The organism is Bulleidia extructa W1219 (assembly GCF_000177375.1).
In the GTDB taxonomy this organism is placed as follows: Bacteria; Bacillota_I; Bacilli_A; order Erysipelotrichales; family Erysipelotrichaceae; genus Bulleidia; species Bulleidia extructa.
Genome location: NZ_ADFR01000016.1, coordinates 201,902 through 217,547, shown reverse-complemented (window position 1 = coordinate 217,547; position 15,646 = coordinate 201,902). Strand labels below are relative to the sequence as shown.

16 protein-coding genes are annotated in these 15,646 nt (G+C 37.4%); 14 read left to right on the top strand and 2 right to left on the bottom strand.

Annotated elements, in window-relative coordinates:
* Positions 1–67 precede the first annotated feature (67 nt).
* Positions 68–778: a fructose-bisphosphatase class III gene (locus tag HMPREF9013_RS07120; RefSeq protein ID WP_006627714.1), complete on the bottom strand. Its 711-nt coding sequence runs from the start codon at positions 776–778 to the stop codon at positions 68–70.
* A gap of 91 nt (positions 779–869) precedes the next feature.
* Here HMPREF9013_RS07120 and HMPREF9013_RS07115 point away from each other — a divergent pair, with 91 nt between their 5' ends.
* Both HMPREF9013_RS07115 and HMPREF9013_RS07110 read left to right on the top strand, forming a co-directional pair.
* Positions 870–1,601: a YebC/PmpR family DNA-binding transcriptional regulator gene (locus HMPREF9013_RS07115; protein WP_006627713.1), complete on the top strand. Its 732-nt coding sequence runs from the start codon at positions 870–872 to the stop codon at positions 1,599–1,601.
* An 85-nt stretch (positions 1,602–1,686) separates the two neighbouring features.
* Positions 1,687–2,238 (top strand): hypothetical protein, encoded by a 552-nt coding sequence (locus HMPREF9013_RS07110; protein WP_198002146.1) that lies wholly within the window; start codon positions 1,687–1,689, stop codon positions 2,236–2,238.
* Here the strand turns inward: HMPREF9013_RS07110 and HMPREF9013_RS07105 are convergent.
* The gene (locus tag HMPREF9013_RS07105; RefSeq protein ID WP_006627712.1) at positions 2,181–3,323 is read right to left on the bottom strand and encodes a tRNA(Met) cytidine acetate ligase; all 1,143 of its coding nucleotides are present in this window, start codon (positions 3,321–3,323) and stop codon (positions 2,181–2,183) included. The two genes, HMPREF9013_RS07110 and HMPREF9013_RS07105, sit on opposite strands and share 58 nt — an antisense overlap.
* 53 nt (positions 3,324–3,376) lie before the next feature.
* Here HMPREF9013_RS07105 and HMPREF9013_RS07100 point away from each other — a divergent pair, with 53 nt between their 5' ends.
* The 12 genes from HMPREF9013_RS07100 to HMPREF9013_RS07045 all read left to right on the top strand — a co-directional run bounded on the left by HMPREF9013_RS07100 (position 3,377) and on the right by HMPREF9013_RS07045 (position 15,639).
* On the top strand, positions 3,377–4,252 hold the full coding sequence (locus HMPREF9013_RS07100) for an alpha/beta fold hydrolase (RefSeq protein WP_006627711.1): 876 nt from the start codon (positions 3,377–3,379) through the stop codon (positions 4,250–4,252).
* 54 nt (positions 4,253–4,306) lie between these two features.
* Positions 4,307–4,810: a YceD family protein gene (locus HMPREF9013_RS07095; protein WP_006627710.1), complete on the top strand. Its 504-nt coding sequence runs from the start codon at positions 4,307–4,309 to the stop codon at positions 4,808–4,810.
* A 13-nt stretch (positions 4,811–4,823) separates the two neighbouring features.
* Positions 4,824–5,000 (top strand): 50S ribosomal protein L32, encoded by a 177-nt coding sequence (gene rpmF, locus HMPREF9013_RS07090; RefSeq protein WP_006627709.1) that lies wholly within the window; start codon positions 4,824–4,826, stop codon positions 4,998–5,000.
* 170 nt (positions 5,001–5,170) lie between these two features.
* Positions 5,171–5,608, top strand: coding sequence for a division/cell wall cluster transcriptional repressor MraZ (mraZ, locus tag HMPREF9013_RS07085; protein WP_006627708.1), 438 nt, complete (start codon positions 5,171–5,173; stop codon positions 5,606–5,608).
* The gene (rsmH, locus tag HMPREF9013_RS07080) at positions 5,605–6,561 is read left to right on the top strand and encodes a 16S rRNA (cytosine(1402)-N(4))-methyltransferase RsmH (protein WP_006627707.1); all 957 of its coding nucleotides are present in this window, start codon (positions 5,605–5,607) and stop codon (positions 6,559–6,561) included. The genes mraZ and rsmH overlap by 4 nt, the downstream gene beginning before the upstream one ends.
* Positions 6,545–6,865: a hypothetical protein gene (locus HMPREF9013_RS07075; protein ID WP_040333735.1), complete on the top strand. Its 321-nt coding sequence runs from the start codon at positions 6,545–6,547 to the stop codon at positions 6,863–6,865. The genes rsmH and HMPREF9013_RS07075 overlap by 17 nt, the downstream gene beginning before the upstream one ends.
* A 112-nt stretch (positions 6,866–6,977) precedes the next feature.
* Positions 6,978–9,044, top strand: a complete 2,067-nt coding sequence (locus HMPREF9013_RS07070) for a penicillin-binding transpeptidase domain-containing protein (protein WP_156780662.1) — start codon at positions 6,978–6,980, stop codon at positions 9,042–9,044.
* Positions 9,045–9,057: 13 nt separating this feature from the next.
* Complete coding sequence (gene mraY, locus HMPREF9013_RS07065) at positions 9,058–10,062, top strand: phospho-N-acetylmuramoyl-pentapeptide-transferase (protein ID WP_006627704.1); 1,005 nt, start codon at positions 9,058–9,060, stop codon at positions 10,060–10,062.
* A gap of 55 nt (positions 10,063–10,117) precedes the next feature.
* Complete coding sequence (locus HMPREF9013_RS07060) at positions 10,118–10,405, top strand: post-transcriptional regulator (RefSeq protein WP_006627703.1); 288 nt, start codon at positions 10,118–10,120, stop codon at positions 10,403–10,405.
* Position 10,406: 1 nt separating this feature from the next.
* Positions 10,407–12,704, top strand: coding sequence for a protein translocase subunit SecDF (locus HMPREF9013_RS07055; protein WP_006627702.1), 2,298 nt, complete (start codon positions 10,407–10,409; stop codon positions 12,702–12,704).
* Positions 12,705–12,785: 81 nt separating this feature from the next.
* The gene (gene murD / locus HMPREF9013_RS07050; protein ID WP_006627701.1) at positions 12,786–14,078 is read left to right on the top strand and encodes a UDP-N-acetylmuramoyl-L-alanine--D-glutamate ligase; all 1,293 of its coding nucleotides are present in this window, start codon (positions 12,786–12,788) and stop codon (positions 14,076–14,078) included.
* Positions 14,068–15,639 carry a DHH family phosphoesterase gene (locus HMPREF9013_RS07045; protein ID WP_006627700.1) on the top strand — a complete coding sequence of 524 codons (1,572 nt, stop codon included), beginning with the start codon at positions 14,068–14,070 and terminating at the stop codon, positions 15,637–15,639. The genes murD and HMPREF9013_RS07045 overlap by 11 nt, the downstream gene beginning before the upstream one ends.
* Positions 15,640–15,646: the final 7 nt, after the last annotated feature.

The following is a 15,646-nucleotide window of genomic DNA, read 5'->3' as shown; positions in this document are numbered from 1 at the left end:
AAAAGTAAAAGAGCAGTACATTTGATGTGTACCGCTCTTTTTTGTGTTCGATTGTGGATGGGGGTATTTAACTATTGGATGGAATCACAAATTCTTTTTGATCTTCTAATCTTAAACAAAGCAAACTTTTTCCAAAGACACAACCACCATCAATATGAAAAGTATCACTGGTTGTTTCATGAATAATATGATTTTCATATTGTTTGCCATAAATGAAAGTTGGTACATGCCCTACAATCAAAGTGCTATTGCGAAGAGAATTAGAAGCTAACCCACCATCACCCCAAATTAAATCGTTTTCAGAGATGGCAGGAATTAAGTGATAATCTCGAATATCGCTTCCTAAACCGGCATGAACGATGGAATAGTGATGATTACGAACGGTCAGGGTATGATAGGGCAGTAGGGATTCTAAGTATGTTTTAATATCGTAACATTCCGGATTGGATAGACCTAAAAATTGATCAATAGTGCTTGCACCACCATTGGACTCCATCCATAAACGAAGTTCTAAACAAGCGGGTTCACATTGGCGATTATTTTTTAGATCAATCAGATAATCCGCAAAATCCCTTAACCAAACATCATGATTCCCTAAAATGGCGGTCATGTTTTTTTGTGCCATAATGTATTGCAATAAAGAGATGGATTTGGGACCTCGATCACAAATATCTCCATCAATATACAAATGGTCATATTCATTAAATTGAATTTTTTCTAACATTTCTAGGAATTCATCATAGCATCCATGTAGATCACTCATCACATAAGTTGACATGACTTTATTCTAACATAAGCTTTTTTTCTATACAGAAAGGATGATTTTTGGTACAATATCTGCGTTTACAAAAAGAAAGAAGGTATATTCAATGGGAAGAGCACATGAAGTTCGAGCTGCTTCAATGGCAAAGACAGCTGCCATGAAATCAAAATTATATTCACGTTTTGGAAAGGAAATTTTTATTGCGGCGAAATCCGGTGTCCCTGATCCTGAAATGAACCTGAATTTAAAGAGAAAGATTGCAGAAGCTAAAAGCAATCAAGTTCCGGCAGATGTGATCAAGCGGGCTGTTGAAAAAGCAAAGGGTGGCGATGCGGATAATTATTCAGAAGCTCGTTATGAGGGTTTTGGTCCTGCCGGTTCAACCGTCATTGTGGATTGCTTGACGGATAATACCAATCGTTCAATCACCGATGTTAAGACTTGTTTCAACAAGTGTAAGGGATTCAAGATGGTTAATGCCGGAAGTGCCTCTTATACGTATGAAAGCGTGGGTTTATTTGTATTCCCGTTTGAAGACGAAGAAGCGATGTTGGATGCCATGATGGAAGGCGATGTGGATGTTTTGGATATAAATGTGGAAGATGGTATGATGACAGTCAAGACTTCTTTCACAGACTTCGGTAAGGCACATGAGGTCTTCGAAGAAAAGTTTTCAAATCTTGAATTTGAGACTTGTGAAGCCACTTGGATTCCAAATGAATATGTCATTTTAACGGAACAAGAAGATATTGACGCTTATCATAAGTTAATGGATATGTTGAATGAAGTGGATGATGTGGATAAAGTTTATTCTAATGTTTTGGTGAAGGGTGAATGATGGTCTATATCATCTTAAGATGATATAGATTTTTTAGTTCATTTTTGAATATCAACAGATAGTTAAAATGGAAGATTATAGAGAAATGATGAAAACAATTCAGAACTTTTTGGAAAGTGATCTATACCTAAGCTTTATTCAAAAATTAGGGAGAGATCATTTTGAAGAAAAACAATATACTATGGAACTATTGTGTTTGAAAGATCGGTTGAAACAACGGCAGTATTTGTTAGAGGGATTTCATTGCCAATTACAGTCAGAAAAAGAAATAATTGAGTTTTATCAAAAAATAATGGAAGAAAATCGTCATGATATCATTCGTTGGATCCAACAATTTTGGGAATATAGTCGTCATACGTCTGAAGACTATCCGGATGGTGAATTTCCTGAAGGGGAGGAAATTGATGAAGAAGACAAATCATCTATTATCATGGTGGGCAAATATGTTCGATCTAGTATTGCTCAATATCTAATAGAATTTGATATTTTAAAAAATCATTCTGAAATTCTTTCTGATTATTATAAAAGATTACGTATTCCGGCCGCGACTAAATACGCCAAAGAGATGAAAAAATTATTTCATAGGGTGTTTCCAAATGAATCGGAATGGAATGATTCGGTTTTCTTTTCAAAATGAATAATAGGGCCTTTCACTTCTCGTTGGATGAGATCTTGTTCGTGATGAACTAAAGCATAACTATAGGTGGTTCGTAGTTCCATTTGGCGAAGATGCTCCGTTAATTTTGAAAATTTCACGATAGCGGGAAGGTGTTTATTTTCTTTTAACCATGTTTGACCAATGGTGTTGAAACCTAGAATCCGAAATTGATGAAGTGGTTTTAGTAATTGAACCTCTTCTTTTTTGATGTGATTTAAGATTTGTAAACAAGTTCTTTGAATGCGAGCTTGAGTGTAACGATAATTGACAGCCATATTAATGAACTCTTCAAAATTTTCACAAGCTTTTGCACAATGAATCAAATGTTTCTCAATACCTTCTTGAACTAAGAAAAAGGATTGTAATTCTTCCCTGGTGCTTGATAGAAGCTGAAAACGAAGGAAAGGGTAGTAGTCATTCCAATGATGTAATTGATTTGATTTAAAGGAGAGGGGAGTGGCTTCGGTAACGTCTTGATGATGGAACAGAGCATAACGAATTCCTTTAGCGGAAGCCAATTCTTTGTTTTCCAGGCTATGGTAAGATTCTCCTTGGCGTTGAATCAAATATGGCTGAATGGAAGAGCCTTTTAGGGCTTTTAAATAACTGACAGCTAAAATGTCGTTTGGTAACATCGCACCAGTTAATAAAGAATAGGCTTTTGGATAGGAGGAACCCTCACGCATGGCTTCTCGTAAATGATCCGGATTGATTGAAGTTTCTGCAATTTCCATTAGATTTTCTAAATTTCCACATTCACTTCCGAAACAGATATAGTTTACTTGGGCTAATTTAAGAATTTCAATCGCTGCCTTAGCGAATTGGGAAGCACTTTGGGTGGCATAGATATAGGGTAATTCAATCACCACGTCCACTCCTTGTTTTAAAACGGCCTCTGTACGTGCCCATTTATCAATGATGGCCGGTTCTCCCCGTTGGACAAAGTTACCCGACATGACCACGATGATTGCCTCTACTTGTAGATCTTGTCTGATTTTTTGAATTTGGTACAGATGACCAAAGTGAAAGGGATTATATTCAACAACAATTCCGCAGGTTTTCATCCGATTCCTCCTTATACTTATGTTAGAATAACAGGAAAAGAGAGGTTTGAACAATGGAAATAAGAGACCTTTTGATTGAAAAGCCAATCGGAAAAGTAAAAGCAATAGTGATCATCGTACACGGTATGCAGGAACATCTTTTTCGCTATACTGATTTTGCGAACTATTTAAGTCAACAAGGCTATCTGGTCGTACGTTATTCTTTGCTGGGACATGGACCAAGTGTGGCTAAGGAAGATAGGGGCTACTTTGGAGAAAAAGATGGTTGGAAGAATCTGGTGGAACAATTGAAAACAGTGGTGGAGCGAATCAAACATAGCTATCCTGGAATACCTGTGGTTGTGTATGGCCATTCTTTCGGTTCTATGATTGCCCGGGCTTTTATTCAAGAATACGATCACTTGATTGAAGCTTTGGTTTTACAAGGACCGGCTATGTATAATCCAAGCGCTTATATGGGGATGACATTAGCGAAGATTTTAGAAATTCAAAAAGGGCCAAAAGGAAAATCTAAATTAATGGATAAAGTCGTGACCGGAGGATTTCAGGTAGGTCAGAAAAAAGGGGAAAGTTGGGTTGCTTATAATTCAAAATTTTTAGCAGAAGCCAGAAAAGACCCTTATTTAATTCCACTTTGGACAATTCAGGGATACTATGATTTGTTGGCACTAAATATTCAGATGAGTGATGTCAGGGAGTATGCTTGTCATAATCCTGATTTATCTATTTTGTTGATCGGGGGAGAAGATGATCCGGTTATTGGATATTTAAAGGGTTTTCAGGATACGATTTATCGCTTACGATTGGTGGGTTATACAAAGATTCAAAGTGCTTTATTTAGTCATATGAAACATGATATCCTCCATGAAGAAGGATATGAAAAGGTATATAAAAGAGTGGGAGCTTATTTGAAGACCGTGGTTGATTGACTTTAGGCTTTCCTCTGGTATAATGATTAGGCGTTATTAGGTAAGGAGAACGAAGTGAAGTGGACGAGGGCGCAATTATTGCAAAATGATAACTTTCATGTGGATCAAGATCTAGGATTTTTACAATCTGATTTTGATCGAATGTCGGAGATTTTAGCGCTTGAGAATGTTCATTTGGTCGCAGATGGGTATCTGAATGGAGAAGAAACGGAAGTTTTAGTTCATTTGGATTTGGAGGGGGATATGATTCTTCCCGATTCCATTACGAACGAGCCTCTTCGCTTACCATTCCGAACGGAAAGCGATGAAGTGTATAGCTTCGTTCCAAGTGAAGAAGATGGTGTTCGCCTGGTTGAAAATGATGTCGTCGATCTACGGCAAGCGATTTTAGATGCAATTCAATTAGAGGTTCCCCTACAAGTAACACAAGCAGCCGATGACGAGTATCCTGAAGGGGATGGCTGGAAAGTCTATAGTGAAGCTGCCTACCAGAAAAGTCAATCGGAGGAAATAGATCCTCGTTTGGCTAAGCTGAAAGAGTTTAAAGAACAAGATTAGGAGGTGCAATAAGATGGCTGTTCAACAAAGAAGAAATTCAAAGACTCGCAAGAACAAGAGAAGAACGCACTACAAATTAGCCGCTGCCACATTCGTGAAGTGCCCTAATTGTGGCGCTTACAAGCTTCCTCACCATGCCTGTCCAAGTTGTGGTGGTACAGGGAAAGAAAGTTCTGCAGTGAACGCTTAAGACTGATCCTTTTGGAAAAGTCTTTTTTATTTTTTGTGTAAGGGAAGAGAAGAGAAAATCTTTTCTTCTTTTTTTATGTTTTTTGGATAAAGCTCTTGAAACACTTGAAAAAAATAAGAATTTTGTTAATATTGTGGTAGAAAGTGGTAAGAAGTGGGAAGGATTGTGAAATGAGATTATTTACTGGTGAATATCGCCATCATTTGGATGCTAAAAATCGTTTGATGATTCCTGCGAAATACCGTGATCAATTAACCCCTAAGATTTATGTGACGGAATGGTTGGATGGTTGCTTGGCTGCTTTTGCACAAGAAGAATGGGAAGCGTTGGTTGAAAAATTGAACGGGTTACCAATCACCAATGCGAAAGTTAGGGCGTTTGTTCGCCGTATCACAGGAAAAGCGGATGAATGTGCTTTGGATAGCCAAGGTCGCATCCTTCTTCCTCAATTTCAGTTGCGGGATGAAGGCTTTGAAAAAGCTTGTGTGGTTGTTGGGGCTTCGAATCACTTTGAAATATGGCCAGAAAAGAAATATGACGAATATAGCCAAATTGGTGGTGACAATTTCGAAAACTTTGCGGAAGATTTGACGGAGATGCTGTTATGAGTGAGCATATTTCGGTCTTATTAGAGGAGAGTTTAGAGGCTTTAAAAATTTTGCCGGAAGGTATTTATGTGGATGCGACCTTGGGTCGGGCTGGACATAGTGTGGAAATTTTAAAGAAGTTGACAACGGGTCATCTATATTCCTTTGATAAGGATCAACAAGCGATCGAAGAGTGTTCTCTAAAGCTAAAATCCTATGCTGAAAAAGTGACACTGATTCATGCGGATTTTTCAAAAATGATGGAAAAACTTCAATCGTTAGGAGTCGAGAAAGTAGATGGTATTTTATTTGATCTGGGAGTCAGTTCTCCACAATTTGATCAAGGGGATCGGGGCTTTAGTTATCGTTTTGAGGCTCGTTTGGATATGCGAATGGATCAAAGCCAAGATTTAGATGCTTACCAAGTGGTTAATCATTATAGTGCAAAAGAACTAAAGGACATTTTTTTGAAATATTCTGAAGAAAGATATGCTCCTATGATTGCCAATAAAATTTGTGAGATTCGTGAAAGAAAGCCGATTGAAACAACTTTTGAATTAGTCAATATCGTTAAATCTTGCTTACCGGCTAAGGAATTAAGAAAAAAGAAGCATCCTGCTAAACAAGTGTTCCAAGCGATTCGAATGGAAGTAAACGATGAATTGGGGACGCTTGAACAAGCATTGAATCAAGCTTGCTCCTTGTTAAAAGAAGGAGGTCGTTTAGCGGTAATCAGTTTTCATTCTATTGAAGATCGGATGGTTAAAACCATTTTGAAAAAACATTGTGAAATTGAAAAGCCGGATCCAAGACTTCCGATTCGATTTGAGGATATACAACAGGCCGATTTCCGATTGGTTTACAAAAAGCCGATTTTAGCGAAAGAAGCAGAGTTGGAAAATAATCATCGTGCACACAGCGCGAAATTAAGAGTAATAGAGAAAAGGACAAAGGAATATGGCACGTCTTGTTAAAAAAACCAGAAAAATAAAAAGAAATTTCGATGGAATATATGTCATGATATCTGTTGTGATGTTTATCCTATATTTAATCTCGTCTTTGTTCTTGAGTAATGTCAATAATGCTTTGGCAACGCAAGTGCAAAAAGTGAAATCAGAAACAGCTGCCTTGGAACTGCAAAATAATGCTATTGCGGTGGAAACACAAAAGTTATTGGTGGCTGATCGTATCAATAAAATTGCCAGTAAAAATGGGATGAAGCGTAATCAAGGAAATATTACAACGGTTCCAACTCCTAACACCAAAGTGGGAGAATAATTATGGCGAAAAAAAGAATGATAGCAGAAAGCGGAAAAATTTTAGTGGTTTCAGCTCTTGTTTTTTTCTTTTAGTTTATTCCGTTTTCCAAGTGAGTCTTAGACAATATCATATGCGTTCCAAAACAGATCTAAAACCGTATGTTGAAACAGCTAATGTTGTCACCAAGACAGAACAAGCTCTTCGAGGTGTGATTTATGATCGTAATGGTAATGTCATTGCACAAGATAATCGTACTTATAATATTGTTTGTATCTTAAGCGAAAAGCGGTTGACAGGTGATGGAAAACCGGCTTATATCAAAGATAAAGAACGGACAGCAGAAGTCTTAAGTCCTATTTTAGGAATTCCCAAAAAAGAATTGATTAAAAAATTAAGTCAGAAAAAATATCAAACTGAATTAGGCAGTAAGGGACGAAATTTAAGTAAGGCAACGAAAGAAAAAATTGAAGAAGCGAAACTTCCTGGTATTGAATTTACCGATTCGATTAAACGGGTGTATCCAAATGGTCAATTTGCGTCGAATTTAATTGGCTATGCAACAGGTAATGAAAAAGGTAATACGATCGGTAAAATGGGGTTGGAATTGTATTTGAATGAATATCTCACCGGAAAAAACGGTTCTATTGTTGAACAAAGAGATAAAAACGGCTATGTTTTACCGGGCATGAAACAAGAATCCAAACCGCCGGTTAATGGAAATAATGTGACCTTGACTTTGGATTCCGGTATCCAAAATACCTTAGAAGAGTCCATGAGGGCAACGCTTAAAAATATGAAGGCGGAATCCGTTTGGGCAGCCGCAATGGAAATTGATACCGGTAGAGTGATTGCATGGGGGCAATCGAATTCCTTTAATCCAAATACGCTTGAAAATATTAAAGAGTATTCAAATCTTGGTACGCAAATGCCGTATGAGCCGGGTTCTACTATGAAGTCGTTTACTTGGGCTGCCGCTATGAATGAAGGTAAATATGACGGTGAAAAAAAGGCTGAGGGAAATAAATGGTGCTATACATCGGATCGGAAAAACAATCCGGTTCGTACGGGCGAAAGTAAGAGTTATGGTTGTATTTATAATGCTCGTCGTCATCAATGGGGTAGTCAAAGTTTAGATTCCGGATTGGTTCATTCACTGAATACAATTGCCGCAACGATTCTAACGGAACATATAACGCCGAATACTTATTTGAAATACTTAAAGAATTTTCGCTTCTTTCAAAATGTCGATACTGACGGTCTTCCGGAAGCAGCTACAAGCCTAAATTTTAATTATCCAGGAGATAAGGTTTCTTTATCTTTTGGTCAAGGGTCTACAGTGACTTTGATTCAATTAATGCAAGCTTATACGGCTTTAACGGGAAATGGAAAGCTGGTGAAGCCTTATTTTGTAGAGTCTATTAAAGATCCTTATGATGCTTCAAGGGTGATTTATCAAGCCAAAAAGACGGTGGTTGGTCAACCAATTACGCCTGAGACAGCCAAACGGATTCAAAAGGTAATGACAAAAGTGGTAAATGACAAAGATGGATCGGGTAAGTTCTATCGCATTCCAAATGTGAAATTACTGGGTAAAACAGGAACAACTGAAGTGGCGGAAAAGGGTAGTTATAATACGGGAAAGACAATTTCATCTTTTATATGTGCCATGCCGGCTGAAAATCCAAAAGTACTTGTTTATTATGCTTTCAAAGGACCTGATAATTTGAATGCTCATGTAACGGTTGAACCACAAAAAGCTTTTTTAAGAAAGATCGCCATGACTTATGGCTTTGGAGGTAAAACCACCAAATCCACTAATCAAAAGGATAGCGATAAGCAATTGGTTCAATCCAAGATGCCAAATGTAGTGAATCATTCTTTAAGTTATGCTAAGAATCAGTTGGAAGCCACTAAGACAAATGTATTTGTGTTAGGGAAAGGACAATCGGTGATTAGCCAGTATCCACTAGCTTCTCGTCGTGTGTGGTCTTCTGAAAAAGTTTTCTTAGTGATGGATAAGAATCAGTTTAAATTGCCGGATTTAAGGGGTTGGTCTCGTAAAGAAATTGAATCGTTGAAACAGGCGACGGGATTTAACTTTGAAATCAAAGGAAATGGAGTTGTGTTAAAACAATCTATTCCGCCTAATACAGTGGTGCATAAAAATGATAAGATAGAAGTCCAGCTGGGAACGTAAGGAGAAGAATAGAATGAAGAAAATATATGTTCAGATGGGTATTTATCTCTTAGGTTGTCTGATCGTGGCTATAACGATGCCTATCTTATTTGCGATGGCTTTTTACTTAAGTAGTGCATTGGTTTTGGTTTTGATGCCAAAATTCATTCAGTATTTAAAGAAAGTATCTATTCAACAAACGGAATCTGAATATGCCTTAGAAAAGAAAACGGGAACCCCGATTATGGGAGGCTTATTATTTAATCTGGTGGTCGTTGTGGTTACGTTAGTTTTTTCAGTCGGTAAAAAAGACCTGACATTATGGATGCTGATACTAGGGGTGATCGGTTTTGGAATGATTGGATTTGTGGATGATATGACGATTGTTTTGAAAAGAAATAATGTCGGTTTGAAAGCAAGGACTCGCTTGGCTATTGAAGCGGTGTTGGCTTTAGTCATGATCCTCCTTCTTTCTTGTTTGAATGGATTGGATTATTTAAAGGGATCTTCATGGATAGGGTATTTGTTTTTTTTGAGTATTACTTTATTGATGTTTATGGGTTCTACCAATGCGGTCAATTTAACTGATGGAATGGATGGTCTGGCAGGTGGAGTTAGTTTGATTGCCTTTCTGGCTTATTTTATCTATGCAGTACAAAAACAGTTACCAGTGATCGCTATCTTTTGTGCCGCTATGATGGGAGCTTTATTTGGCTATCTGTTTTTCAATCATAAGCCAGCAAAAGTATTTATGGGAGATACAGGCTCTTTGGCTTTAGGGGGATCTTTAGCAACCATTGCCTTTATTACACATACCGAATGGGCTTTTATTCTGATTGCCGGAATTCCGGTATTGGAAGCCTTAAGTGTCATGATTCAAATTGGATCAGTGAAATTATGTCATCGTCGTGTATTTCCTTATACCCCCATTCACTATAGTTTTAAGATTTGGGGATTGAAGGAAGTTCAAGTGGTTTATTTGTTCTGGTTGTTGGAATTTATGTTTGCTATGATGGGATTATGGTTGTTAATTCATTAAAAGCTCTATTATAGAGCTCTTTTTTTTGGTATAATTTTCAAACTGGGGAGGAAGAATGAACAAAGATGTCTTTGATGTAAATCATCCATCAGTTCAAATGGCGATGGTTTTAAAATTACAACAGATGAAAAGAACACAAATTCCGACTCTTAGTTATAGTGATTTAGAAGACTATTTGACTTTGTTTATTTGGAAAAACGGGACAAATGATAGTTTAACAGAAGCGGTAGATACGATTTGGAAGATAGAATCACGTGATATCATTCGCTTTTTATCAAATCAAGCTATTCGTGAGGGGGCAAAGATGCCTATTGCCGATTTTTCAGAAATGATTGGAGGATAAGATGCTAAAGAAAAGAAGAAAAATTAAAAATAAAAGCTTAGGAGTATTCGGGTTAATCGTGACTCTTTTGATTGTGCTAGCCGCTACAACTTATCAGACGATTATTCGTCGTATTAACCTTGGTCTTGACTTACAGGGTGGTTTTGAAATCCTTTATCAGATTGAGCCGCTTCAAAAAGGAAAAGCGGTGGATATGCCATCGGTGATCAAGAGTATTAGTAAGCGTGTTAATGTCTTAGGGGTAAATGAGCCTCAAATTAGTGTGGAAGGGAATAATCGTGTGCGTGTTCAATTAGCAGGCGCGAAAGATCTTAATACGGCTCGTAAGTTGATTGGGACAACCGCAAAACTAACTTTCCGAGATGTTAATGACAAAGAATTAGCCGATTCTTCTATCTTGCAAGAGGGAGGCGCTTCTTTAGCTTATCAAAGCGGGGAACCGGTGGTTTCTTTTAAAGTTAAAGATACTGCAAAATTCCGAGCAATTACACGAGAAATTGCCGCAAAAAAGAATGGTCAAAATGTTATGGTCATTTGGTTGGACTATAGTAAGGGAGATTCCTACCAAGTAGAATCACAGAAAAAGGCACAAGGAAAGGAACCTAAATATGTTTCGGCAGCTTCTGTTAATCAAGCTTTATCAGGAGATTCGATCATTCAAGGAAACTTTACAGAAGAAAGTGCTCGTACTTTAGCGAATTTAATCAACTCCGGTTCTTTACCGGTGAAATTGACAGAAATTTCTTCAAACGTTGTTTCGGCGGCGTATGGTCAAGATGCACTTAGTAAAACAGCTTTTGCCGGCATGATCGGGGTTGGCGTTGTTATGTTATTTATGATAGCTGTATACCGTTTGCCGGGTATCGTTGCTTCCATTATGTTGGTGTCTTATGTTTGGGCTGTTTTTGGTATCTATGCATTAATGGGGGCTACTTTCACGTTGTCAGGTATTGGAGCTTTGGTGCTTGGTATTGGGATGACGGTGGATGCTAATATTGTGAATTATGAACGAATTCGTCAGGAGATGTATGCCGGAAAATCCATTCGATCAGCGGTTCGTGAAGGACAAAAATTATCTTTTGCGGCTGTCTTTGATGCTCAATTTACAACCTTGATTGCAGCGTTAATCATGTACATTTGGGGATCTGGCACAGTCAAAGGTTTTGCGACGATGTTGATAATTACTGTCTTTATGACATTGATCTTAAATGTTGGTTTATCTAAGATTTTATTGGATCTTTTAATCAAGTCCGGTATTTGCGATGGACATCCGACATGGTTTGCCGTTAAACCAAACCAAATCCCAGATGTGACCAAAGGAGAGAAACAATTTTATACCGGCACACATCATGTGAACTATGTTGATAAAGCAAAATACTTAATTCGTACAGCTATCGTGACGATCGCCATTTTCTTAGGTTTAGGTATTTTCAATCAATTTAAGGGAACTGGTTTCTTGAATTTGGGGATTGATTTTAGTGCTGGTACGAAATTAACCATCACGTCCAATAAAAAGATCACAACCATGGATGTGCAAAAGGAATTTGAAAAGATTGGTTTAAAAAATTATTCGTTCCAAGCTTCCGGAGATAAAACCGTCTATGCGACCACCAAACAGGCTATTTCTACAGAAGAATTATCAAAGGTGAAGAAGAGCTTGAAGGAAGTATATGGTCAAGAACCGGGAGATAATGTGGTGACACCGGTGGTTGGTAAAGACTTAGTACAGAATGCGTTTATTTTAACAATGGTTGCCTGGATTGCGATGATGGCTTATGTGACGATACGCTATGAATGGGATTATGCTTTATCTTGTATTGTAGCTTTGGTTCACGATGTTTTGATTGTGTTGGCTGTCTTTGGTATTTTACGTTTAGAAGTGAATATTGAGTTGATTTCAGTTCTATTGACCATTATCGGTTATTCCATCAATAACTCGATTATTGTATTTGACCGCATTCGGGAACAGATGAATCTTCGTAAAAATAAGGAAAATATCGACTATAAAGTGGTGGTGAATGATGCGATTGATGCAACGATTAAAGAAGCTTTAAATTCTTCTTTTACAACCATTGTACCGGTTATTATTCTATTATTCTTGGGAAGTCAGGCTATCTTTACATTTATCTTCGCGATGTTGGTGGGATTGGTAGCCGGTACTTTCTCTTCCATTTTTGTTTCACCGATTTTGTGGTACTACCTTCGTACGCACTATAAACCAAAAGAAAAGAATCAGAAAAAGAAAGAAATTCGAAAAGAACACTTGGATGAATACACGATTCCGGGTATTAATGCTTAAAAATAATAAAAAAGTCGTAAGATCATTTGATTTTACGACTTCTTTGATTGGATGTCAGCAATAGATGAAAGGAGAATCACTATGTTGGATAATTGGAAAACTTTGTTGAAAGATAAAAAAATAGCGATATGGGGTCTTGGAAAAGAGGGGGAATCTTCCTATCGTTTTTTACATCGTCTATTTCCTGAACAAAGATTGATTTTGATCGATCGAAAAGATTCCTTAGCTTTCCAAAAAAGTTATCCGGGAGCAGATTTAAAAACGATTGAAGAAGTTTGTTTACATGATTTTGACTATATCTTAAAAGCACCGGGCATCGTATTAAAAGCAGAACAAGAATTAGAAACCATCAGTTCTCAAAGTGAATTGTTTATTAAAATGTATCGGAATCAAGTGATTGGTATTACAGGTACCAAGGGGAAAAGTACTACCAGTTCTTTGGTATATTCTTTATTGAAACAAGAGAAAAAAGTTGTTTTAGTGGGGAATATTGGGAAGCCTTGTTTTGAGGAAATAGAGGCAATGGAGGAAGGCGCATTGGCCGTCTTTGAATTGTCTTGTCACCAAATGGAATATACTCGTGTATCACCATATATAGCGGTTTTATTAAACTTATATGAGGAACATTTGGATCATTATGGTAGCTTTGAAAAGTATGGCTTGGCGAAATCTCATATTTATAGTTATCAACAAGACAATGATTTAGCGATTGTGCCGATGAATCTACCTTCTTTTTTACCAAAACCGGAAACAGCCTGGTATCTTGAAAAAGAAGTCTTTGTGAAAGATGGGTATTTCTTTAATCCATTGGGACAATTGATCATTCCCAAGACAAAATTGATTGGTTATCATAATGAACAAAATATGGCGATAGCGGTCGCTATTGCCATGAAACTAGGAATCAGTGAAAAAGGCATTCAAAAGGGTTTGGAAACGTTTGAACCTTTAGAACATCGTTTAGAGTATGTGGGAATATACCAAGGAATTCATTATGTGAATGACTCTATTTCAACCATTGGTCAATCGTGCATACAAGCGATGGAAAGCCTTCCTTTAGTTCAGACGGTTTTGATTGGTGGTATGGATCGAGGAATTGGATATCAGGAATTGGAAGATTATATCCAAAAACATCCAAACCATCATTATATTTTCATGTATGCGACCGGCAGAAGAATCTTGTCGGAATTGGGAAAGAGAGAAAAGAATTTCTATTTTGTTGAAACATTGAAAGAAGCGGTTTGTTTAGCTAAAAGAATCACAGAAAGAGGGAAAATGGTCTTATTATCCCCAGCGGCCTCCTCCTATGATTCATTTAAGAATTTTGAAGATCGGGGTTGTCAATTTAAAAATATGGTGAAAGATGATGTGGCATAAAAGGATCATTGAACAAAATCCATATCCGGTGGACAATTTAGTGGGAAAATTATTAAGCATGGTTAGTCAGGATAAGGAGAAGATTCATGAAGTTTTATCGTCTTCCAGGCAAATCATGTATTCCAAGGCCGCTTGTGTTTTAAATGGAGTTCAGCGTTTAAAGAAAGCTAAGGAAAATAAAGAAAAGGTATTGATCGCTGGCGATTATGATTGTGATGGGGTTTGCTCGACGGCTATTATGAAATATAGCTTAGATCAATATGGCATTTTAAACGGTTACTATATTCCCGATCGGGTTAAGGAAGGCTATGGGTTACAAGTCCATACCGTTGAATTGGCGAAAGAAAAAGGGTATTCATTGATTATCACGGTTGATAATGGGGTGAAAGCTTTTGCGGCGATTGAGAAAGCGAAAGAGTTGGGGATAGAAGTGATTGTCAGTGATCATCATCAAATAGAAGAACCAGTGCCTGTGGATATTTTGGTTCATCCTGATTTGATGGAAAAGGAATATCGCTATTTTTCCGGAGCCGGGGTTGCTTTACAGATTTCTTATTACTTGATTGGGGAAGCGAAAGAAATGGTTGTGTTGGCTGGAGTGGCGGCGTTGGGAGATGTGATGCCTCCGTTTGCACAAACCCGTCCCTTGATTCAAAAAGCGGTTCAATATTTACAAGAAGGCTATATGCCTGCTTTACAAAAGTTGGTGCCTAAAGGGAACCAAATCAATGTACAAACCATCCAGTTTTCGATCATTCCAAAGTTGAATAGTTTGGGCAGAATGAGCCATTTAGCCAATGTGAATCAATTGGTGTTGTATTTATTAACAAGAAATGAAGAAGCTCAAATAAAAATGGCCAAACAAATTGATCATATTAATCAAGAAAGAAAAAAAGTATCCCAAATTAAAGCTAAAGAGTTGGAAGAAAAAGTACAAGATCAAGCCATTGAAGTTTTATATGATCCGGACTTATTAGAGGGGGTTTGTGGTTTAATTGCCGGTCGAATCACCAATAAAATCAACCGTCCTTGTTTGGTGTTGACGAAAACAGATGGAGATATGATCAAAGGTAGTGGTCGATCCATCCCAGGTGTGAATTTATTTGAAGCGTTAAAGGATTTTGAATTTTATGAAGCCTTTGGTGGTCATGAACAAGCTTGTGGTTTGAGTGTTCTAGAAGAAAATTTTTCAGCATTTGAAAATTATGTGGCAGAAATTCAACTGGCAGTTAACCAAGAGGTTGGCAAAGAAGCTTTATGGATAGAAACTGAAGATTTTAGCTTTCAAGCGGTTCAATCACTTATGAAGCTGGAACCGTATCCAAGTGAATGGAAAAATCCGTTTGTTTGGATTGAACATCCAAGTCAGATTGTATTTAGAAACTATCCTTCAATGCAAAAATATGAGTTTGAAGTGAATGGAGAAAAAGTGGAAGCTGTTCTTTATGCCAATAAAGGAATCCAAGCAGATTCAAAGGCAACGAACTTTATAGGGACACTTTCGATGAATTCTTTTCGAAATCAAGAGAAAATCCAAATGATTATCGAAGATTTATGGTGAGAATGAT

Excerpts from the sequence above, each read along its gene's own strand:
- HMPREF9013_RS07060 (WP_006627703.1), top strand. The coding sequence starts at position 10,118 with ATGAACAAAGATGTCTTTGATGTAAATCATCCATCAGTTCAAATGGCG.
- HMPREF9013_RS07055 (WP_006627702.1), top strand. The coding sequence starts at position 10,407 with ATGCTAAAGAAAAGAAGAAAAATTAAAAATAAAAGCTTAGGAGTATTC.
- HMPREF9013_RS07045 (WP_006627700.1), top strand. The coding sequence starts at position 14,068 with ATGTGGCATAAAAGGATCATTGAACAAAATCCATATCCGGTGGACAAT.
- HMPREF9013_RS07075 (WP_040333735.1), top strand. The coding sequence starts at position 6,545 with ATGGCACGTCTTGTTAAAAAAACCAGAAAAATAAAAAGAAATTTCGAT.
- mraZ (WP_006627708.1), top strand. The coding sequence starts at position 5,171 with ATGAGATTATTTACTGGTGAATATCGCCATCATTTGGATGCTAAAAAT.
- HMPREF9013_RS07100 (WP_006627711.1), top strand. The coding sequence starts at position 3,377 with ATGGAAATAAGAGACCTTTTGATTGAAAAGCCAATCGGAAAAGTAAAA.
- mraY (WP_006627704.1), top strand. The coding sequence starts at position 9,058 with ATGAAGAAAATATATGTTCAGATGGGTATTTATCTCTTAGGTTGTCTG.
- rpmF (WP_006627709.1), top strand. The coding sequence starts at position 4,824 with ATGGCTGTTCAACAAAGAAGAAATTCAAAGACTCGCAAGAACAAGAGA.
- HMPREF9013_RS07120 (WP_006627714.1), bottom strand. The coding sequence starts at position 778 with ATGTCAACTTATGTGATGAGTGATCTACATGGATGCTATGATGAATTC.
- HMPREF9013_RS07105 (WP_006627712.1), bottom strand. The coding sequence starts at position 3,323 with ATGAAAACCTGCGGAATTGTTGTTGAATATAATCCCTTTCACTTTGGT.
- HMPREF9013_RS07110 (WP_198002146.1), top strand. The coding sequence starts at position 1,687 with ATGATGAAAACAATTCAGAACTTTTTGGAAAGTGATCTATACCTAAGC.
- HMPREF9013_RS07115 (WP_006627713.1), top strand. The coding sequence starts at position 870 with ATGGGAAGAGCACATGAAGTTCGAGCTGCTTCAATGGCAAAGACAGCT.
- rsmH (WP_006627707.1), top strand. The coding sequence starts at position 5,605 with ATGAGTGAGCATATTTCGGTCTTATTAGAGGAGAGTTTAGAGGCTTTA.
- HMPREF9013_RS07070 (WP_156780662.1), top strand. The coding sequence starts at position 6,978 with ATGCGTTCCAAAACAGATCTAAAACCGTATGTTGAAACAGCTAATGTT.
- murD (WP_006627701.1), top strand. The coding sequence starts at position 12,786 with ATGTTGGATAATTGGAAAACTTTGTTGAAAGATAAAAAAATAGCGATA.